Here is a 19,997-nt window from a genome sequence, read left to right as displayed (position 1 = left end):
GCGCCGCCACCCTCGCCGGGGAGGGGCCCTTCCCGGACCCCGGCCTGCGTTCCGGAGCCGGCGATTGGAGGCGGGATCGGGGGGGAAACTCTTCTCCCGGCGAGGGCGCAGGGGAGAGCCCCTGCCGGGGGTATTGGCGCCTGCGGGACTTCGCCCCCGGTCCCCGGCGCGTCCGCCGGCTCAACCGGCCGGCCAGCCCGCCGGCAAGCCCCCAGGACGGGCTCCTCAGACGGCGAACATGGCGTTGATCTGCGGATCCGACATGACGCCGGTCTGGGTAGAGGTGAAGCCGCCGACCTGGGTGTCGCTCAGGGCGGCGATATCGGTGGTCTCCAGCGCCCCGATTTGCGTGGTGGTGAAGGCGGCGATCTGGGTGGTGGTCAGCCCCGCCATCTGGGTGGTGGTGAGGGCGACGATCTCCGTCGTGGTCAGCGCCACCACCTGGGTGGTCGTCAGCGCCGCGATCTGCGCCGTGGTGAGCGAGGCGAACTGGGTGGTGGCCAGCGCTGTCAGATCCGCGGTCTCCATCGCCGCCACCTGGGCGGCGGTGAGGCCCTGGAGCTGGGTGGTGCTGAGGCCCTGCACCTGGGTGGTGGTCAGCGCCTGGAGCTGCGCCGTGGTGAGCGCCGCCACCTGGCCGGTGCCGAAGCCCGCGATCTGGGTGGTGGCGAGGGTGGCGAGGTCGGTCGTCTCCAGCGCCGCCACCTGGGTGTCCAGCAGCACGCCGAGCTGGGTAGAGGTCAAGGCGCCGATCTGGGTGGTGGAAAGCGCCGCCAGGTCGGTGGTTTCGAGGCCGACGATCTGGGTGGTGCCGAGGCCGGCGACCTGGGTGGTGGAGAGCGCCCCGATCTGGGTGGTGGTCAGCGCCGCCACCTGGGCGGCGGTGAGGCCGCGGAGCTGGGTGGTGGTCAGGGCGTCGAGCTGGGTGGTGGTGAGCACCGCCACCTGGGTGGTGGCGAGGCCCGAGACCTGCGCGGTGCTGAGCCCGGCGAGCTGGGTGGTGGTCAGCGCGTTGATCTGGGTGGTGGAAAGCCCGCCGAGCTGGGTGGAGCCGAAGCCCGCGAGCTGGGTGGTGCTGAGCACCGCGAGATCGGTCGTCTCCAGCGAGCCCGCCTGGGTGGAGGTGAGGGCGTTGAGCTGGGTGGAGGTCAGGGCGCCGATCTGGGTGGTGCTCAGCGCCACCAGGTCCGTGGTCTCGAACCCGCGGATCTGGGTGGTAGCGAGGCCGGCGATCTGGCTGGTGCCGAGCGTCCCGATCTGGGTGGTGGTGAGCGCCGCCGCCTGGGCGGAGGTCAGCGCCCGGAGCTGGGTGGTGGAGAGCGCCCCGACCTGAGTGGTGGTCAGCGCCTGGAGCTGGGCGGTGGTGAGCGCATCCATCTGGCCGGTGCCGAGGCCGGCAAGCTGGGTGGTGGTGAGTGCCGCGAGATCGGTGGTCTCCATCGCCGCTACCTGGGCATCGAGCAGCGCACCGAGCTGGGTGGTGGTCAGAGCGCCGATCTGGGTGGTGGTGAGCGCCGCCAGATCGGTGGTCTCGAGGCCGATGATCTGGGTGGTGCCGAGCCCGGCGATCTGGGTGGTGGAGAGTGCCCCGATCTGCGTCGTGGTCAGCGCCGCGGTCTGGGAGGAGGTGAGGCCGCGAAGCTGCGCCGTGCCCAGCGCCTCGACCTGGGTGGTGGTCAGTGCGGCCACCTGGGCGGTGGTGAGGCCGGCCATCTGGGCGGTGCCGAGGCCGGCGAGCTGTGTGGTGGTCAGCGCATTGATCTGGGTGGTGGAGAGCCCGGCGAGCTGGGTGGAGCCGAAGCCGGCGAGCTGGGTGGTGGAAAGCACCGCGAGATCGGTGGTCTCGATGGCGCCGGCCTGGGTGGAGGTCAGCGCGCCGAGTTGGGTGGAGGTCAGCGCGCCGATCTGGGTGGTGGTGAGCGCGGCGAGGTCGGTGGTCTCCAGCCCACGGATCTGGGTGGTGCCGAGCCCCGCAACCTGGCTGGTGGAGAGCGCCCCGATCTGGGTCGTGGTCAGCGCCGCCGCCTGAGTGGACGTCAGCGCCCGGAGCTGCGTGGTGCCTAGCGCCGCCACCTGGGTGGTGGTCAGCGCCTGGAGCTGGGCGGTGGTGAGGGCATCCACCTGGTTGGAGCCGAGGCCGGCGAGTTGGGTGGTGGTGAGTGCCGCGAGATCGGTGGTCTCCAGCGCCGCCACCTGGGCGTCGAGCAGTGCGCCGAGCTGGGTGGAGGTCAGGGCACCGATCTGGGTGGTGGTCAGCGCCACCAGGTCGGTGGTCTCGAGGCCGATGATCTGGGTGGTGCCGAGGCCGGCGATCTGGGTGGTGGAGAGTGCCCCGATTTGCGTGGTGGTCAGCGCTGCCGTCTGGGAGGAGGTGAGGCCGCGAAGCTGCGCCGTGCCCAGCGCCTCGACCTGGGTGGTGGTCAGCGCGGCCACCTGGGTGGTGGTGAGCCCCGCCACCTGCGCCGAGCCGATGCCGGCGAGCTGGGTGGTGGTCAGCGCGCCGATCTGGGTGGTGGAAAGCCCGATGAGCTGGGTGGTGCCGAAGCCGGCGAGCTGGCTGGTGCTGAGCACTGCGAGATCGGTGGTCTCGATGGCGCCGGCCTGGGTGGAGGTCAGCCCCGCGAGCTGGCTGGAGGTGAGTGCGCCGATCTGGGTGGTGGTCAGCGCGGCAAGGTCCGTCGTTTCCAGCCCGCGGATCTGGGTGGTGGCGAGGCCGGCGATCTGGCTGGTGGTCAGCGCCCCCACCTGGGTGGTGGTGAGCGCCGCCGCCTGGGTGGAGGTGAGCGCCCGGAGCTGGGTGGTGGAGAGGGCTCCCACCTGCGTCGTCGTCAGCGCCTGGAGCTGGGTGGTGGTCAGCGCCGCCACCTGGTTGGAGCCGAGGCCGGCAAGCTGGGTGGTGGTGAGCACCGCCAGATCGGTGGTCTCGATCGCCCCCGCCTGGGTGGAGGTGAGGGCGCCGAGCTGGGTGGAGGTGAGGGCCCCGATCTGGGTGGTGGTCAGCGCCGCCAGATCCGTCGTTTCCAGCCCGCGGATCTGAGTGGTGCCCAGCCCGGCGATCTGGGTGGTGCTCAGCGCCCCGATCTGGGTGGTGGTCAGCGCCGCGGTCTGCGAGGAGGTGAGGCCGCGAAGCTGGGCGGTGCCCAGCGCCTCGACCTGGGTGGTGGTCAGCACCGCCACCTGGGTGGTGGTCAGCTCCGCCACCTGCGCCGAGCTGATGCCGGCGAGCTGGGTGGTGGTCAGCGCCCCGATCTGGGTGGTGGAAAGCCCGATGAGCTGGGTGGTGCCGAGGCCGGCGAGCTGGCTGGTGCTGAGCACTGCGAGATCGGTGGTCTCGATCGCCCCCGCCTGGGTCGAGGTCAGCGCCGCGAGCTGGGTGGAGGTCAGCGCGCCGATCTGCGTCGTCGTCAGCGCGGCAAGGTCGGTGGTTTCCAGGCCGCGGATCTGAGTGGTGCCGAGCCCCGCAATCTGGCTGGTGGAGAGCGTCCCGATCTGGGTGGTGGTCAGCGCCGCCGCCTGGGTGGAGGTCAAGGCCCGGAGCTGCGCCGTTCCCAGCCCGCCGATCTGGGTGGTGGTCAGGGCCTGAAGCTGGGTGGTGGTCAGCGCCGCCATCTGGGTGGTGCCGAAGCCGGCGAGCTGGGTGGTGGTCAGCGCCGCCAGATCGGTGGTTTCCAGCGCCGCCGCCTGGGTGGAGGTGAGGGCGCCGAGCTGGGTGGTGGTCAGGGCGCCGATCTGGGTGGTGGTGAGCGCCACCAGGTCGGTGGTTTCCAGCCCGCGGATCTGGGTGGTGCCAAGGCCGGCGATCTGGGTGGTGGAGAGAGCGCCGATCTGGGTGGTGGTCAGCGCTGCCGTCTGGGAGGAGGTGAGGCCGCGAAGCTGCGCCGTGCCCAGCGCCTCGATCTGGGTGGTGGTCAGCGCGGCCACCTGGGTGGTGGTGAGCCCCGCCACCTGCGCCGAGCCGATGCCGGCGAGCTGGGTGGTGGTCAGCGCGCCGATCTGGGTGGTGGAAAGCCCGATGAGCTGGGTGGTGCCGAAGCCGGCGAGCTGGCTGGTGCTGAGCACTGCGAGATCGGTGGTCTCGATGGCGCCGGCCTGGGTGGAGGTCAGCCCCGCCAGCTGGGTGGAGGTCAGCGCGCCGATCTGCGTGGTCGTCAGCGCCGCCAGGTCGGTGCTCTCCAGCCCGCGGATCTGGGTGGTGGCAAGGCCGGCGATCTGGCTGGTGGAGAGGGTCCCGATCTGGGTGGTGGTCAGCGCCGCCGCCTGGGTGGAGGTCAAGGCCCGGAGCTGCGCCGTTCCCAGCCCGCCGATCTGGGTGGTGGTCAGGGCCTGAAGCTGGGTGGTGCTCAGCGCCGCCATCTGGGTGGAGCCGAAGCCAGCAAGCTGGGTGGTGCTGAGCGCCGCCAGATCGGTGGTCTCCACCGCCGCCGCCTGGGTGGAGGTGAGGGCGCCGAGCTGGGTGGTGGTCAACGCGCCGAACTGGGTGGTGGTCAGCGCCACCAGGTCGGTGGTCTCCAGCCCCTTGATCTGGGTGGTGCCGAGCCCCGCGATCTGGGTGGTGCTGAGCGCCCCGATCTGGGTGGTGGTCAGCGAAGCGGTCTGAGAGGAGGTCATCCCCCGGAGCTGGGTGCTGCCCAGCGCCTCGATCTGGGTGGTGGTCAGCACCGCCACCTGGGTGGTGGTCAGCCCCGCCATCTGGGTGGAGGCCAGCCCGGCAAGCTGGGTGGTGGTCAGCGCCCCGATCTGGGTGGTGGAAAGCCCGATGATCTGGGTGGAGCCGATACCCGCGAGTTGGGAGGTGGTGAGCACCGCCAGATCGGTGGTCTCGATCGCCCCCGCCTGGGTGGAAGTCAGCGCGCCAAGTTGGCTGGAGGTGAGTGCGCCGACCTGCGTGGTCGTCAGCGCGGCCAGATCAGTGGTTTCCAGCCCCCGGATCTGCGTGGTGCCGAGGCCGGCGATCTGCGCCGTCCCCAGCGCCCCGAGCTGGGTGGTGGTCAGCCCGGCCATCTGGGTGGTGGTCAGCGCGCGCATCTGGGTGGTGGTCAGCGCCGCCACCTGTGTCGTGGTCAGGGCCTGAAGCTGGGTGGTGGTCAGCGCCGCCATCTGGGTGGAGCCGAGGCCGGCGAGCTGGGTCGTGGTGAGCGCCGCCAGGTCTGTGGTTTCCACCGCCGCCGCCTGGGTGGAGGTGAGGGCGCCGAGCTGGGTGGTGGTCAGCGCGCCGATCTGGGTGGTGGTGAGCGCCACCAGGTCGGTGGTCTCCAGCCCGCGGATCTGGGTGGTACCCAGGCCGGCGATCTGGGTGGTGCTCAGCGCCCCGATCTGGGTGGTGGTCAGCGCCGCGGTCTGAGAGGAGGTCATCCCCCGAAGCTGCGCCGTGCCCAGCGCCTCGATCTGGGTGGTGGTCAGCACCGCCATTTGGGTGGTGGTGAGCCCTGCCATCTGGGTGGAGGCGAGCCCCGCGAGCTGGGTGGTGGTCAGCGCGCCGATCTGGGTGGTGGAAAGCCCGACGAGCTGGGTGGAGCCGATACCCGCGAGCTGGGAGGTGGTGAGTACCGCCAGATCGGTGGTCTCGATCGCCCCCGCCTGGGTGGAGGTCAGCGCCCCGAGCTGGCTGGAGGTCAGCGCCCCGATCTGCGTGGTCGTCAGCGCCGCCAGGTCGGTGCTCTCCAGCCCGCGGATCTGGGTGGTGCCGAGACCGGCGATCTGCGCCGTCCCCAGCGCCCCGATCTGCGTGGTGCTCAGCGCGGCCGTCTGCGTGGAGGTCAGCGCCCGAAGCTGGGTGGAGGTCAAAGCCTCCATCTGGGTCGTCGTCAGCGCCTGAAGCTGCGTCGTGCCCAGCGCCCTCACCTGCACCGAGCCGAGGCCGGCAAGCTGGGTGGTGGTCAGCGCCGCCAGATCGGTGGTCTCCAGCGCCGCTGCCTGGATGGAGGTGAGGGCGCCGAGCTGGGTGGTGGTCAGCGCGCCGATCTGCGTGGTGGTCAGCGCCACCAGGTCGGTGGTTTCCAGCCCCTTGATCTGGGTGGTGCCCAGCCCGGCGATCTGGGTGGTGCTCAGCGCCCCGATCTGCGTCGTCGTCAGCGCTGCCGTCTGAGCGGAGGTGAGACCGCGAAGCTGCGCCGTGCCCAGCGCCTCGATCTGGGTGGTGGTCAGCGCCGCCACCTGGGTGGTGGTGAGCCCCGCCAACTGGGTCGAGGCGAGCCCCGCGAGCTGGGTGGTGGTCAGCGCCCCGATCTGCGTGGTGGAAAGTCCCACGAGCTGCGCACTGCTGAAGCCGGCGAGCTGGGAGGTGGCCAGCACCGCCAGATCGGTGGTCTCGATCGCCCCGGCCTGGGTGGAGGTGAGGGCGTTGAGCTGGGTGGAGGTGAGGGCGCCGAACTGCGTGGTCGTCAGCGCCGCCAGGTCGGTGCTCTCCAGCCCGCGGATCTGGGTGGTGGCAAGGCCCACGATCTGGGCGGTGCCGAGCGCGCCGATCTGGGTGGTGGTCAGCGCCGCCGCCTGGGTGGAGGTCAAGGCGCGCAATTGTGTCGAGGTCAGCGCCTCCACCTGCGTCGTGGTCAGCGCCTGAAGCTGCGTCGTGCCCAGCGCCCGCATCTGCGACGAGCCGAAGCCGGCGAGCTGGGTGGTGGTGAGCACCGCCAGATCGGTGGTCTCCATCGCCGCCGTCTGGGAGGAGGACAGCGCCGCCAATTGCGTGGTGGTCAACGCGCCGAACTGGGTGGTGGTCAGCGCCACCAGGTCGGTGGTCTCCAGCCCCTTGATCTGGGTGGTGCCGAGCCCCGCGATCTGGGTGGTGCTGAGCGCCCCGATCTGCGTGGTGGTCAGCGAAGCGGTCTGGGAGGAGGTCATCCCCCGGAGCTGGGTGCTGCCCAGCGCCTCGATCTGGGTGGTGGTCAGCACCGCCACCTGGGTGGTGGTCAGCCCCGCCATCTGGGTGGAGGCCAGCCCGGCAAGCTGGGTGGTGGTCAGCGCGCCGATCTGGGTGGTGGAAAGCCCGACGAGCTGGGTGGAGCCGATGCCCGCCAATTGGCTGGTGGTCAGCACCGCCAGGTCGGTGGTCTCGATCGCCCCCGCCTGGGTGGAGGTGAGCGCATTCAATTGAGTGGAGGTCAGCGCGCCGATCTGGGTGGTGGTGAGCGCCGCCAGATCGGTGGTTTCCAGCCCCCGGATCTGGGTGGTGCCAAGCCCGGCGATCTGCGCCGTCCCCAGCGCCCCGACCTGCGTGGTGGTGAGCGCCGCCGCCTGGGTGGAGGTCAGGGCGCGCAATTGCGTCGAGGTCAGCGCCTCCACCTGTGTCGTCGTCAGCGCCTGAAGCTGCGCCGTGCCCAGCGCCCGCATCTGCGACGAGCCGAAGCCGGCAAGCTGGGTGGTGGTCAGCACCGCCAGATCGGTGGTCTCCATCGCCGCCGCCTGGGTGGAGGACAGCGCCGCCAATTGCGTGGTGGTCAGCGCCCCGATCTGGGTGGTGGTCAGCGCCACCAGGTCGGTGCTCTCCAGCCCCTTGATCTGGGTGGTGGTCAGGCCGGCGATCTGGGTGGTGGAAAGCGCCCCGATCTGCGTCGTGGTCAGCGCCGCGGTCTGGGAGGAGGTCATCCCCCGGAGCTGGGTGCTGCCCAGCGCCTCGATCTGGGTGGTGGTCAGCACCGCCACCTGGGTGGTGGTGAGCCCCGCCATCTGGGTCGAGGCGAGGCCCGCGAGCTGGGTGGTGGTCAGCGCGCCGATCTGGGTGGTGGAAAGCCCGACGAGCTGGGTGGAGCCGATGCCTGCCAATTGGCTGGTGGTCAGCACCGCCAGGTCGGTGGTCTCGATCGCCCCCGCCTGGGTGGAGGTGAGCGCATTCAATTGAGTGGAGGTCAGCGCGCCGATCTGGGTGGTGGTGAGCGCCGCCAGATCGGTGGTTTCCAGCCCGCGGATCTGGGTGGTGCCAAGCCCGGCGATCTGGGCGGTGCCGAGTGCCCCGACCTGCGTGGTGGTGAGCGCCGCTGCCTGGGTGGAGGTCAGGGCCCGCAACTGCGTCGTCGTCAGCGCCGCCACCTGCGTCGTCGTCAGCGCCTGGATCTGCGCCGTGCCCAGCGCCCTCACCTGCACCGAGCCGAGGCCGGCGAGCTGGGTGGTGGTCAGCGCCGCCAGATCGGTGGTCTCCAGCGCCGCCGTCTGGGCCGAGCTCAGCGCCCCGAGCTGGGCGGTGCTCAGCGCCCCGATCTGGGTGGTGGTCAGCGCCGCCAGATCCGCCGTCTCCAGCCCCCGGAGCTGCGAGGTCGTCAGCCCCGCGAGCTGGGTGGTGGTGAGGCTCTCCACCTGCGTCGTGCTCAGCGCCGCCACCTGCGCCGAGGTGAGGCCGCGAAGCTGCGAGGTGCCGAGCACCACGAGGTCCGTCGTCTCGATCGCCGCGACCTCGGCGGCGGTCATCGCCGCCAATTGCGTCGAGGCCAGCGCCCCCACCTGCGTCGTCGTCAGGGCCGCGATCTGGGTCGTCGCCATGGCGGCGATCTGCGACGTCGTCAGGGCCGCGATCGAGGTCGTCGTCAGCGCGGCGATCTGGGTCGTCGTCAGCAGCGAAATGGCCGGCATCGCCTGTTCCACGGTTCGGGGTTTACCGATTTCACGGACCCGGAGCTGTCTTGCCGGGCGGGGCAGCCTGGAAGGCTTGGCGATTTTGCCGGCCCGTCGCCAGACCGGCTTACCCTGCCTTGTTTGTTTTCCGGTTAATGCGCGGCGGCTTTGCCCTCGCTTCGTGAACCCCGCCGGCTGCATGGCGGCGCATCGGGGGCGCGGGACGGGCCAGCCGGATCGCGCCTTCGCCTTTCCTCAACCTGCGCCGCATGCGCTTCCGCATAAGGAGGGCCGCACCACCGCCGCGCCAGCGCCGGACCGGGCGGGAGCCCGGCATCGCCTGCCATGGCGCCGTGGAGATGCCGCCCCGCCCGGACTCCTCGCTTGACCGGCCGCGGCGCCCTCGGGCAAGCAGCGCCGCATGTGCGCCGCCCCCACGCCCCATCCCGACCTGCTGGAGGCCTGCCGCGGGCTTCCGCCCGTGCCGACCGCCGTGGCGCATCCCTGCGACCCCGTCTCGCTGGAAAGCACCGTCGAGGCGGCGCGGCGCGGCCTGATCCGCCCCACCATCTTCGCCCCCCTGGCGAAGCTGCGCGCCATCGCCGCCGGGGCGGGGCTGGAGCTCGGCGCCATCCCCTGCGTCGATGTGCCGCACAGCCACGCCGCCGCCGAGGCCGCCGTCGCCGCGGTGCGGCGGGGGGAGGCGGCGGCGCTGATGAAGGGCAGCCTGCATACCGATGAGGTGATGGCGCCGGTGGTGGCGAAGGAGGGCGGGCTGCGCACCGGCCGCCGCATCAGCCATTGCTATGTCATGGAGGTGCCGGGCCGGGCGGAGCCGCTCATCATCAGCGACGGCGCCATCAACATCCTGCCCGACCTGGCGGAGAAGGTGGACATCGTGCAGAACGCCATCGACCTGGCCCGGGCGCTGCGCTTCCCGGAGGTGCGGGTGGCCATCCTCTCCTGCACCGAAAGCGTGAACCCGAAAATCCCCGGCACGCTGGAAGCCGCGGCGCTGTGCAAGATGGCCGATCGCGGCCAGATCGCCGGGGCGCTGATCGACGGGCCCCTGGCGCTGGACAATGCCATCAGCCCGGAGGCGGCGGCGACGAAGCGCATCGTCTCGCCGGTGGCGGGGCGGGCGAATGTGCTGATCGTACCGGACCTCGAGGCGGGGAACATGCTGGCGAAGAGCCTCTCCTTCCTGGCGGGGGCGGAGGCGGCGGGGATCGTGCTGGGGGCAAGGGTGCCGGTGATCCTGACCAGCCGGGCGGACAGCCTGGCGACGCATCTGGCCTCCTGCGCCCTGGCGCTGCTGGCGGCGGCGGCGCGGGAAGGGAGCCCGGCGGCGGCGATGGGAGCTTCGCCCGCATGACCCCCCGGCACCGGGCGCTGCCCCCCCGGTCCGAGTTTCAGACCCGACGGTTGAACCTGCAGATTCGGACCGGGGTCCGGGGCCAGGTCCTGGCCCCGGCGGGGTCCAGGGGCAGAGCCCCTGGCCGGGGCATGGGGGCGGAGCCCCCATCCACGCCGGGAAGAAGGTTCCCCGGCCCCTCCCGTAGCGTGGCGCCCGGATAGTCCCGCCGGAACAGCCCGCGCCGCCGCCGCCGCAGGCCATCAGCGAATGCCGCGGGCAGGGCACCAGAGATGACCGGGGCAGCTTGCCAGGACCACCCCGGCTTGGGCAGGCTGCGGGATGCTGCCATGGTGCCGAAGCCCGGCGGTCTCCGGAACCGTGACAGCAGCCCGTATCGTCAGTGGCCCGCCGACCCTCCCTGCCTGCGCCGGGCGGGGCAGGGCACCAGCCCGAGGAGCCCAGCATGGCCGAAACCGGCTTTCGCCCCCACAGCGCCCATTGGGGCGTCTTTTCCGCCGCCTGGCAGGAGGGGGAGCTGGTGGTGCGGCCGCATCCGGGCGACCCGGACCCCAACCGCATCCTGCAGAATTTCCCCAAGGCACTGCGGCATGAGGCGCGGATCGCCCGGCCGATGATCCGCCGGGGCTGGCTGGAAAACGGCCCGGGTGCCGATGACCGCCGCGGCCGCGACGAATACGTGCCGGTCTCCTGGGACCGTGCCCTGGACCTGCTGGCCGCCGAGCTGAAGCGGGTGAGCGACGCCCATGGCCCGGCCGGGATCTTCGGCGGCTCTTACGGCTGGTCCTCGGCCGGGCGGTTCCACCATGCGCAGAGCCAGGTGCACCGCTTCCTGAATTTCACCCTGGGTGGCTATGTGCGCAGCGTGAATTCCTATTCCGCCGGCGCCTCCAACGTGGTGCTGCCGCATATCGTCGGCCCGACGGAGGATGTCAGCCGCCGCAATGTGAGCTGGGAGGCGGTGGCGGCGCATTCCGAGATCGTGCTGGCCTTCGGCGGCATGGCGCTGAAGAACAGCATGGTGGCGGGCGGCGGCATCTCCCGCCATGTCGAGCGCGGCGCGATGCAGGCGGCGGCGGGGCGCGGCTGCGAATTCATCCTGGTCGGCCCGCTGCGGGACGATCTGCCGGAGGAGGCGAGGGCCGAATGGCTCTCCATCATCCCCAACACCGATACGGCGCTGATGCTGGCCCTGGCCCATACCCTGGCGAGTGAGGGGCTGCATGATCGCGCCTTCCTCGACCGCTACACGGTGGGGTGGGAGAGATTCGAAGCCTATCTGCTGGGCCGCACGGACGGCGTCGTGAAGGATGCTGCCTGGGCCGCGCCGATCACCGGCATCCCGGCCGGGACCATCGCCGCCCTGGCGCGGCGGCTGGCCGGCAAGCGCAGCCTCGTCACCGTCGCCCATTCCCTGCAGCGCGCCGAGCATGGCGAGCAGCCGGTGTGGATGGGCCTCGTCCTGGCGGCGATGCTGGGACAGATCGGCCTGCCGGGCGGCGGCTATGCCTATGCGCTCGGCGCCCTGGCGCATACCGGCCGGCGGCAGAACGCCGTCTCCCCGGCGGCGCTGCCGCAGGGGCGGAATCGCTGCGGCGAGTTCATCCCGGTCGCCCGCATCGCCGACATGCTGCTGAACCCGGGCGGCGAATACGAGTACAATGGCGAGCGCCGCCGCTACCCCGCGCCGAAGCTGGTCTATTGGGCCGGCGGCAACCCCTTCCATCACCACCAGGATCTCAACCGGCTGCGCCGCGCCTTCCGCCAGGTGGAGACGCTGGTGGTGCATGAGATCGGCTGGACCGCCACGGCGCGCCACGCCGATATCGTCCTGCCGGTGACCATGACGCTGGAGCGGGAGGATATCGGCAGCAGCCAGACCGACCCGCTGATGGTCGCCATGCACAAGCTGGCCGAACCCTATGGCGAGGCGCGGGACGACTACACCATCTTCACCGCCCTGGCGGCGCGGCTGGGCAAGGAGGCGGAGTTCACCGAGGGCCGCAGCGCCCGGGACTGGCTGCGCCATCTCTACGGCAAGACCCAGGCGGATCTGGCAGCCAAGGGCCTGCCGGCGCCGGATTTCGAGAGCTTCTGGGAGGCGGGCGAGATCACCCTGCCCCAGGCGGAGGATGATGGCGGCATCCTGCGGGCCTTCCGCGAGGAGCCGGAGGGCGCCGCCCTGCCCACCCGCTCGGGGAAGATCGAGATTTTCTGCGAGACCATCGCCGGCTTCGGCTACGCGGACTGCCCCGGCCACCCCGCCTGGCTGCCGCCGCAGGAGGTGCCGGGCGGCGAGGCGCCGCTGCACCTCATCGCCAACCAGCCCGCCACCCGCCTGCACAGCCAATTCGATTTCGGCGGCCACAGCGCGGAGAAGAAGCGCCGGGGGCGGGAGGTGATGCGCATCCACCCGCTGGATGCCGCCCCGCGCGGCATCGCGGAGGGCGACGTGGTGCGGCTGGAGAATGGCCGCGGCGCCTGCCTCGCCACCGCCGAGGTGACGGAGGCGGTCCGCCAGGGCGTGGTGCAATTGCCGACCGGCGCCTGGTACGACCCGGAGGACCCGGCGGACGACAAGGCGCTCTGCGTCCACGGCAACCCGAATGTGCTGACGCGGGATGCCGGGACCTCCCGCCTGGCGCAGGGCTGCACCGGGCAGATCACCACCGTGCAGGTCAGCCGCTTCACCGGCAATCTGCCGCCCATCCGCGCCTTCTCGCCGCCCGATCAGGTGGCGGCGGAATAGCCTTTTTCCCTCCCGCTTTGCGGGGAGGGCAGGGGTGGGGGTGCCTGCGAGGCATCGGGAGCCCACCCACACCCCCACCCCAACCCTCCCCCGCAAGGCGGGGGAGGGAGCGCCCACTTCTCTCGGGAGACGCGCATGACCGCCCCCCTCCTCGTCACCGCCGCCGGCGGCATCACCTGGCTGCGCTTCAACCGGCCGGAGCGGCTGAACGCCATCGACCAGGCCCTGGCCGAGGCGCTGCGCGACGCCGTCGCCGGCCTCGCCGCGGACCCCGCCCTGCGCTGCGTGGTGCTGGCCGGGGAAGGCCGCGCCTTCATGGCCGGCGGCGATGTCACCGCCTTCCAGGGGGCGGGGAAGGAGGCCCGCATCACCGCCATCCTCGACCCGATGCATGAGGCGGTGGAGGCGCTGACCGCCCTGCCCGTGCCGGTGCTGGCCAGCGTGCAGGGCGCGGCGGCGGGGGCGGGGATGAGCCTCGCCCTCGGCGCCGATCTCTGCATCGCGGCGGAGGAGGCGCGCTTCACCCTGGCCTATGGGCGGCTTGGCACGGTGCCGGATTGCGGCGGGACCTATGCGCTCTCCCGGCTGCTCGGCCGGCGGCGGGCCATGGGCATCGCCCTGCTGGGGGAGAGCCTGACGGCGGCGGAGGCGCTGGCGCTCGGGCTGGTGAACCGGGTGGTGCCGGGGGCGGAGCTGGCGGCGGAGACGGCGACGCTGGCCCGCCAGCTCGCCGCCGGGCCGGCGGAGGCGCAGGGCCAGGTGAAGGCGCTGCTGCGCTCGGCGCCGGGGCGGGATCTGCACGGGCAGCTGGCGGCGGAGCGGGAGGCGTTCCTCGCCTGTGCGCGGACGGCGGATTTCGCGGAAGGGGTGGCGGCGTTCCTGGGGCGGCGGGCGCCGCGGTTCGGGGGGTGATGATGGGGGCGCCGCCCCCAAACCCCCGGCAGAGGGCGCTGCCCTCTGCACTCCCGCCGGGGGGTGGACCACCCCCCGGACCCCGGTGTGAGTCGGCAGGTTCAAATGTCGGGTCTGAAACTCGCACCTACGCCGTCGCCAGCAACAACACCCCGCCACAGATCAGCCCGATCGCCGCCAGCTTCTGCGCCCCCAGCGCCTCCCCGAACATGAAATGCCCGATCAGCGCCACCGCCACATAGCTGGCCGCGGTGCAGGGCAGGGCGATGCTCATCGGGATCTTCCGCAGCGCAATAATGTAGAGCAGCGCCGCCCCCCCATAGGCCGCCAGGCCGATGATGGTCGTCGGCCGGAAGAGCTGGGCGAGGAACCCGCCATCCCCGATCGCCCCCGCCTTCAGCAGCACCTGTCCGCCCAGCGAGGTGCAGATCGCCGCGGCCAGCGACAGCCAGTAGAGCGTCACCGCAGCGCATCCTCCCGCTGCCGCGCCGGCTCCGCCGCCGCCGTGTCGCGCGCCAGGATCACCTCGCGCACCACCCCCTGCGGCTTGCCGTTCGCCGAAAGGAAGGCCCGCCCCACATACTCGCCCAGCACGCCGAGGATGAGGAATTGTACCCCGGTGAGCAGCAGCGTCGTGGTCATCAGCGAGGCCCAGCCGGAAGGCGTGCCGCTGGTCAGCGCCTCCATCACCACGATCAGCGCGCCGATCACGCCGAGGATGCCCATGGCGATTCCGGCGATGATCGCCAGCCGCAGCGGCAGGACGGAGAAATTCGTCGCCAGGTTCAGCCACAGCAGCACCAGCCGCTTCAGCGTGTAATTGCTGCGGCCCTCCATGCGCGCCAGGTGCAGCACCTCGATGCTGTCGATGCGCTGCGTCACCTGCATGATCAGCCCGTCCACATAGGGGTAGGGGCCGCGATACTTGGTGATGTTCTGCACCACCAGCGCGCTCATGCAGCGGAAGGAGGAGAGGTAGAGCCCCTTCGGCTTGTCCAGCAACTGGTCCGCCACCCGGTTGGCGAAGCGGCTGCCGATATTGCGCCAGCCCTCATGCTTCTTCTCGGCATAGCGGGTATAGACCACGTCCCAGCCGCCCAGCCGCGCATGGTCGTACAGCTTGACGACCTCCTCCGGCGGGTTCTGGAGGTCGTCATCCATGGTGATGACATAGGCGCCGCGCGCGTGCCGCAGCCCGGTCATGACCGCGTTGTGCTCGCCGAAATTGCGGGCGTGCTCCAGATAGGTCAGCGGGACGGTCGCCGCCGCCGCCAGTTCCCGGCAGACATCGCCGGAATTGTCCGGGCTGCCATCGTTCACCAGCACGATCTCGAGGCCGCCGGCGGGGCGGAGGGCGGAGAGGGCGGCGACCAGCTTCCCCACCGTGGCGGCGCCGCGATAGACCGGCACGACGATGGAAAGCCCGACGGGGTGGTCGGCAGTCAGGGGGGGCATCTCGGTCCTCACGGGGTCCTCAGGGTGCGGGTGCGGTTGCGGCAGCTTCGCGGGCAGGCAGGGCAGGGTGGGCGGCCGGGGCCGGCCCGGCCATGGCGGTCAGCAGGACGGAGCCGCCGGCCGGAAAGCGCAGGTCTAGCCGTTGCAGCCGGCGTTCCAGCCCTGCCACGGCCAGCAGGCTACGGTCCAGCCATGGCGGAAAGGGGGCGACATCGGAGCCATGGTCGGGCGCCCGGGCCAGCACCTTCCGCTGCAGCACCATCAGCGGCAGCAGCAGCGTGTTCCAGTAATGCTGGCGAATGCCGGTGAAGCCGGAAGCTGCCAGCATCGTCCGGGCGCCGGCAGCGGTATAGCGGCGGGCATTGTGCACCCGCAAATCATGCGCCGAATGCAGCCATTCGAAGGCCGGCAGGTTCAGCACCAGGCGGCCGCCCGGGGCCAGGACGCGGCGGAATTCCGCCAGGGCGGCGGCGGGGTCCACCGCGGCATGGCAGAGCACGTCGAGGCTCACCAGGGTGCGGAAGCTGCCGGCGGCAAAGGGCAGGGCGTTGACCGAGCCGGCGGCGACCGCCGCGCCGGATTTGGCCGCGGCGCGGGCGGCGGCGGCGGGGAAATATTCCAGCCCCATGGCGCGCTGCCCCGGCCGCGCGGCGGCCAGCCGGGCGAGGAAGCCGCCGGTGCCGCAGCCGGCATCCAGCAGCACCCCCTCCGGCGGGCCGAGCGCTGCCAGCGCATCGAGGACCTGGCCGTGCAGGCTGCGGTACCACCACATCCCGTCCTCGGCCGCGTCCATCAATTGATATTCCGCGGGTTCCACGCCGCGGTTCATGCCTGCCGCGGCCGGCGGAAACAAGGCGAAGCGGGCCGCTTATCGGCCGCAATCGGGTTGCAAGCAGGGCCCGGGCGGGGGAAGGAGCCGCCGCCATGCCGCCCAGCGAAACCCTTCCGCCGCCGAGCCATGCCGTCTCGGCGGCGGTCCCGCCCCCGGCGGGGGCCGGGCCCTGGCGCTGGCTGGCGCGGCTGCCGGTGCTGCTCTGCCTGGCGACGCTGCTGGCGCCGCCGCTGAACCATGACGTCGGGGCCATCCTGGAATTCGCCCAGCGCTGGCAGGCGGGGGAGGCGCTCTACCGGCAGCTCGTCGACGTCAACCCGCCGCTGATCTTCCTGCTGGCCAGGCTGCCGCTGGCGCTGGCGGGCTGGACGGGGCTGCCGCCGGCGCTGGCGCTGCAGGCGCTGGTGCTGGGGCTTTGCGCCCTGTCCTGCCGGCTGGCGCTGCGCCTGGCGCCCGAGGCGGCCGCGGCGCCGGTGGAGCGGGCGGTGCTGGGGGCGGCGCTGCCGCTGCTCTGCCTGGCCGCCGGCTATGATTTCGCCCAGCGCGAGCACCTGATGCTGGTGGCAGCGCTGCCCTATCTGCTGCTGGCGGCGCGGCGGATGCAGGGGGTGCCGAGCGAGCAGGGCCTGGCCTGGGGCGCGACGCTGCTGGCGGCGGCGGGCTTCGCGCTGAAGCCGCATTTCCTGGTGGTGCCGGCGCTGGTGGAGGCGGCGGTGCTGCTGCGCCGCCGGACGCTGCGCGACCCGCTGCGGGATCCGCTGCCCTGGGCGATGGCGGCGTTCTGGGTGCTCTACCTGCTGCTGATCCTGCTGGCCTTCCCGGATTACGGGCGGGTGGTGCTGCCGCTGGTGCAGGACTGGTACCTGGCGGGTGGCGACCTCGCCTGGTGGCAGGTGCTGCTGACGGAAAGGCTGGGGACGGCGCTGATCCTGCTGCTGCCCCTGGCCGTGGTGGCGCTGTGGCCGCAGGTCGGGGGCGCTGCCCCCGAACCCCCGCCGGGGGTGGTCCACCCCCCCCCCGGACCCCGGTGTGAGTTTGCAGGTTCCACCGTCGGGTCTGAAACCCGGACCGGGGTCCGGGGCCAGGTCCTGGCCCCGGCGGGGTCCAAGGGCAGAGCCCCTGGTCTGCCCAAGATTCTCGCCCTGGCCGGCCTTGCCGCCGCCCTCGCCGCCCTGGTGCAGGGCCGCGGCTGGACCTACCACGCCTTGCCGGTCCGCCTCCTCGCCGGGCTGCTCGCCGTGCTGCTGGCGGCGCGCTGGCTGGACCGCGCCCTGCCCGCCCCGCAGCGTGCCGCCCCGCGCCTGGCCGCCATCGCCGCCTTCGCCCTGCTGCTGCACAACGCCATCGGCGCCGAGGCCCCCTGGCGGGAGATCACCTGGGGCTGGTCCCGCGCCGGCCGCCTCGCCGCGCTGCTGCAGCGGGAAATCCCCGGCCAGCGCGTGCTGGTGCTCTCGCCGGATATCTTCCCGGTCTATCCGGCGCTGCTCTATGCCGGCGCCCATTCCACCCTGCCGATGATGAACACCTGGCTGCTGCAGGCCACCCATGCCGGCTGCCCCGCCCCTGCGGCGATGCCGCCCGCCGAGGCCGCCTTCCTCCGCCAGGTGGCCGAGGAATTCGCCGCCGCCCCGCCCGCCGCCCTGCTGGTCAGCCGCCGGAGCGGCATCCCGCCCTGCGGCGGCCGGGAATTCGACCTGCTGGCGTATTTCGACCGCCATCCGCTGTTTGCCGCGACCCGGCAGCGCTACCGTCCGGTGGCGGAGCTGGACAACTATCTGCTGTTCCGACGCGAGGACCGATGAACGACCAATTCCCCGGCGGGCGCCGCTGATGCGCATCAGGCCGGGCGAGGCAAGAACGGCGCAGCCCGCCTACAGCGCGGCGCCGACGGGGGAGGAGGCGGTCCGGGGCCTGGCGCAGGTGGCGCTGGGCTATGGCGTCATCTCCGCCGCCGATGCGGCGGTGAAATGGGTGCTGCCGGAGGTGGGGCCGGCCGCCGCGCTGGCCTGGCGCGGGGCGATCGGCGCACTGCTGGTCTTCGCCCTGGCGCGCGGCCGCGGGCTGATGCCGGTGAACAGGCGGCTGCTGGCGATCCGCAGCCTGCTGCATTGCGCCATTTCCATCACCTGGTACTCGGCCTGGGTGCTCGGCGTCTCGCTGGCGGACAGCTACGCGGTCGCCGCCGCCTCGCCGCTGATCATGACGCTGATGGCCATTCCGCTGCTCGGCGAGAAGGTGGGGTGGCGGCGCTGGACCAGCACCGTCATCGGCTTCTGCGGCGTGCTCTTCATGCTGCAGCCGGGGGGCGAGCTGTGGCGCTGGGAATCCGCCATGCTGCTGGTGGCGACGGTGGCCATGGCGCTGACCCGCATCTGGACCCGCGTGCTGACCCAGACGGACGGGCCGCACACCATCGCCTTCTGGCTGCTGCTGACGCATGTGCCGGCGGGGCTCGCCTTCCTGCCCTTCGAGGCCTTCTGGCCCGCCGCCGGCCCGCCGCCTTTGCTGCCGAGCCTCGCCGCGGTGGCGGCGCTGCTGCTGTTCGGCTTCTGCAATGCCGTGGCGCAGATGCTGTTCGCCCGCGGCTTCGCCCTGGCGCCGATCTCCGCCATCGCGCCCTTCGAATACACGCCGCTGCTCTGGGGCATCGGGCTGGGCTACCTGCTGTGGGGCGAGGTGCCGGCCTGGACCACGCTGGGCGGCGCGGCGGTGGTGATCGGCGCCGGCCTCTACAATGTGCACCGGGAGAGGGTGCGTCGCGCCGAAGAGCGCGCGGGGAAACAAGGGGCCGAAAAACAAGAGGCTGAGGAGCGCGCGGGGAGCCGGGGTGCGGAGGAGCACGCGGCGAGACGAGAGACGGAGGAACGCGCGGGGCAGGGCGGCGCGAAGGAGCGGGCGGGGCGGCAGGGCGCGGCGGAGCGCGTGCCGAGTCAGGCTGCGCCTGCGGGCACCCGGGCTCAGGCCGCGGCAGCGCCCATGCCGGACCAGGCCGCGGAGCAGTGCGCGCCGCAGCCGGCGGGGGAAACACCTGCCGGCACACCGGCGGCGGCGGACGCCGGAGCAAGGGCGGATCGTGCCCCCGGGCCGCAGGCGGCCGGCCGCGCCGCGCCGGGGCGCTGATGGCCTTCCGGCACGATATCCGCCGCGGCGCGCTCTGCATGCTCGCCGCGCATGCGCTCTTCACCTGCATGTCCGCGGTGGTGAAGCATCTCTCGGACGTCATCCCGCTGGTGGAGCTGATGTTCTTCCGCAGCGCCTTCGCCCTGCCGGTGGTGATGCTGATCGCCATGCGCGGCGCCGGGCTGGCGACCTTGCGCACGAAGCGCGTCGGCGGCCATGCGCTGCGGGCGGCGAGCGGCACCGCGGCGCAGGCCTGCGGCTTCTTCTCCCTCGCCTTGCTGCCGATCGCCGAGCAGACGGCGCTGAACTACACCCAGCCCATGTTCGTCACCATCCTCGCCATCCCCTTCCTCGGCGAGGTGGTGCGGATCCATCGCTGGTCCGCGGTGGTGGTGGGCTTCCTCGGCGTGCTGGTCATCGCGGCCGGGCGGGGGGATGGCTTCGCCGGCGGCGCGGCGCTTGGCATCGGGGTGGCGGTGGCGGGCGGCATGTTCTCCGCGCTGACGACGCTGCTGGTGCGGCAGCTTTCCTCCACGGAAACCTCCACCACCATCACCCTCTGGCAGTCGCTGCTGATGAGCGGTTTCGCCCTGGTCGGGCTGCCCTTCTTCTGGGTGACGCCGAGTTGGGAGGAGCTGGGGCTGCTGGTGCTGGTCGGCCTCATCGGCGGCTGTGCGCAATGGCTGCTGACGGAGGCCTATGCCAGCGCCCAGGTCTCCGCCGTGGCGCCCTATTCCTATTCCGGGCTGATCTGGTCGATCCTGCTCGGCTGGGTGGTGTTCGCGGATGTGCCGGATCTGGCGATGCTCGGCGGCTCCCTGTTGATCGTGGCGGCGGGGCTCTACATCCTGCACCGGGAAATGGTGCGGCGGCGCGAGAAGCAGGGGGAGGAAGCCGGATGAGGATGAGCCATGGGGAGACCGTGCTGCGGCCCTCGCGCCGGCGCGGGCCGGGTGCGCGGATGCGCATCGCCGCCGGCGCGGCGAAAGCCAGGGGCGCGGATGCGCGTG

10 protein-coding genes are annotated in these 19,997 nt (G+C 72.2%); 6 read left to right on the top strand and 4 right to left on the bottom strand.

The window, feature by feature from the left end; all coding sequences use genetic code 11:
* Window positions 1–225: 225 nt before the first annotated feature.
* Window positions 226–8,562 carry a hypothetical protein gene (locus tag E5N76_RS27275; RefSeq protein WP_149541138.1) on the bottom strand — a complete coding sequence of 2,779 codons (8,337 nt, stop codon included), beginning with the start codon at window positions 8,560–8,562 and terminating at the stop codon, window positions 226–228.
* 403 nt (window positions 8,563–8,965) lie between these two features.
* Here E5N76_RS27275 and E5N76_RS27270 point away from each other — a divergent pair, with 403 nt between their 5' ends.
* From E5N76_RS27270 to E5N76_RS27260, 3 genes are all read left to right on the top strand, one after another.
* Window positions 8,966–9,919, top strand: coding sequence for a phosphate acetyltransferase (locus E5N76_RS27270; protein WP_149541137.1), 954 nt, complete (start codon window positions 8,966–8,968; stop codon window positions 9,917–9,919).
* Between the two features lie 445 nt (window positions 9,920–10,364).
* Entirely contained in the window at window positions 10,365–12,668 is a 2,304-nt protein-coding gene (locus E5N76_RS27265) for a molybdopterin guanine dinucleotide-containing S/N-oxide reductase (RefSeq protein WP_149541136.1), read from the top strand.
* 135 nt (window positions 12,669–12,803) lie between these two features.
* The gene (locus E5N76_RS27260) at window positions 12,804–13,580 is read left to right on the top strand and encodes an enoyl-CoA hydratase/isomerase family protein (protein WP_149541135.1); all 777 of its coding nucleotides are present in this window, start codon (window positions 12,804–12,806) and stop codon (window positions 13,578–13,580) included.
* Between the two features lie 127 nt (window positions 13,581–13,707).
* Here the strand turns inward: E5N76_RS27260 and E5N76_RS27255 are convergent, their stop codons facing one another.
* From E5N76_RS27255 to E5N76_RS27245, 3 genes are read right to left on the bottom strand one after another with little or no spacing between them, the layout of a single operon-like run.
* The gene (locus tag E5N76_RS27255) at window positions 13,708–14,043 is read right to left on the bottom strand and encodes a DMT family transporter (RefSeq protein WP_149541134.1); all 336 of its coding nucleotides are present in this window, start codon (window positions 14,041–14,043) and stop codon (window positions 13,708–13,710) included.
* Window positions 14,040–15,035: a glycosyltransferase family 2 protein gene (locus E5N76_RS27250; protein ID WP_149541133.1), complete on the bottom strand. Its 996-nt coding sequence runs from the start codon at window positions 15,033–15,035 to the stop codon at window positions 14,040–14,042. Before E5N76_RS27250 ends, E5N76_RS27255 begins: the two co-directional genes overlap by 4 nt.
* Window positions 15,036–15,054: 19 nt before the next feature.
* Window positions 15,055–15,828, bottom strand: a complete 774-nt coding sequence (locus E5N76_RS27245; RefSeq protein ID WP_235907923.1) for a class I SAM-dependent methyltransferase — start codon at window positions 15,826–15,828, stop codon at window positions 15,055–15,057.
* Between the two features lie 131 nt (window positions 15,829–15,959).
* Here E5N76_RS27245 and E5N76_RS27240 point away from each other — a divergent pair, with 131 nt between their 5' ends.
* Genes E5N76_RS27240 through E5N76_RS27230 form a run of 3 tightly spaced genes read left to right on the top strand, consistent with a single transcriptional unit; the run spans window position 15,960 to window position 19,889 of the window.
* A complete protein-coding gene (locus E5N76_RS27240) occupies window positions 15,960–17,669 on the top strand; it encodes a hypothetical protein (RefSeq protein WP_149541131.1) in 1,710 nt (569 codons plus the stop codon).
* A 28-nt stretch (window positions 17,670–17,697) separates the two neighbouring features.
* A complete protein-coding gene (locus E5N76_RS27235; RefSeq protein ID WP_149541130.1) occupies window positions 17,698–18,987 on the top strand; it encodes a DMT family transporter in 1,290 nt (429 codons plus the stop codon).
* Entirely contained in the window at window positions 18,987–19,889 is a 903-nt protein-coding gene (locus E5N76_RS27230) for a DMT family transporter (RefSeq protein ID WP_149541129.1), read from the top strand. Before E5N76_RS27235 ends, E5N76_RS27230 begins: the two co-directional genes overlap by 1 nt.
* Window positions 19,890–19,997 lie beyond the last annotated feature (108 nt).

The organism is Siccirubricoccus phaeus (genome assembly GCF_008360935.1).
Classification (GTDB): Bacteria; Pseudomonadota; Alphaproteobacteria; order Acetobacterales; family Acetobacteraceae; genus Siccirubricoccus; species Siccirubricoccus phaeus.
The sequence above is the reverse complement of the archived record's forward strand: the minus strand, read 5'-3'. Positions and strand labels throughout refer to the sequence as shown.

Coding starts and splice junctions, on each gene's coding strand:
- E5N76_RS27275 (WP_149541138.1), bottom strand. CDS start 8,562: ATGCCGGCCATTTCGCTGCTGACGACGACCCAGATCGCCGCGCTGACG.
- E5N76_RS27270 (WP_149541137.1), top strand. CDS start 8,966: ATGTGCGCCGCCCCCACGCCCCATCCCGACCTGCTGGAGGCCTGCCGC.
- E5N76_RS27265 (WP_149541136.1), top strand. CDS start 10,365: ATGGCCGAAACCGGCTTTCGCCCCCACAGCGCCCATTGGGGCGTCTTT.
- E5N76_RS27260 (WP_149541135.1), top strand. CDS start 12,804: ATGACCGCCCCCCTCCTCGTCACCGCCGCCGGCGGCATCACCTGGCTG.
- E5N76_RS27250 (WP_149541133.1), bottom strand. CDS start 15,035: ATGCCCCCCCTGACTGCCGACCACCCCGTCGGGCTTTCCATCGTCGTG.
- E5N76_RS27245 (WP_235907923.1), bottom strand. CDS start 15,828: ATGGACGCGGCCGAGGACGGGATGTGGTGGTACCGCAGCCTGCACGGC.
- E5N76_RS27240 (WP_149541131.1), top strand. CDS start 15,960: ATGCCGCCCAGCGAAACCCTTCCGCCGCCGAGCCATGCCGTCTCGGCG.
- E5N76_RS27235 (WP_149541130.1), top strand. CDS start 17,698: ATGCGCATCAGGCCGGGCGAGGCAAGAACGGCGCAGCCCGCCTACAGC.
- E5N76_RS27230 (WP_149541129.1), top strand. CDS start 18,987: ATGGCCTTCCGGCACGATATCCGCCGCGGCGCGCTCTGCATGCTCGCC.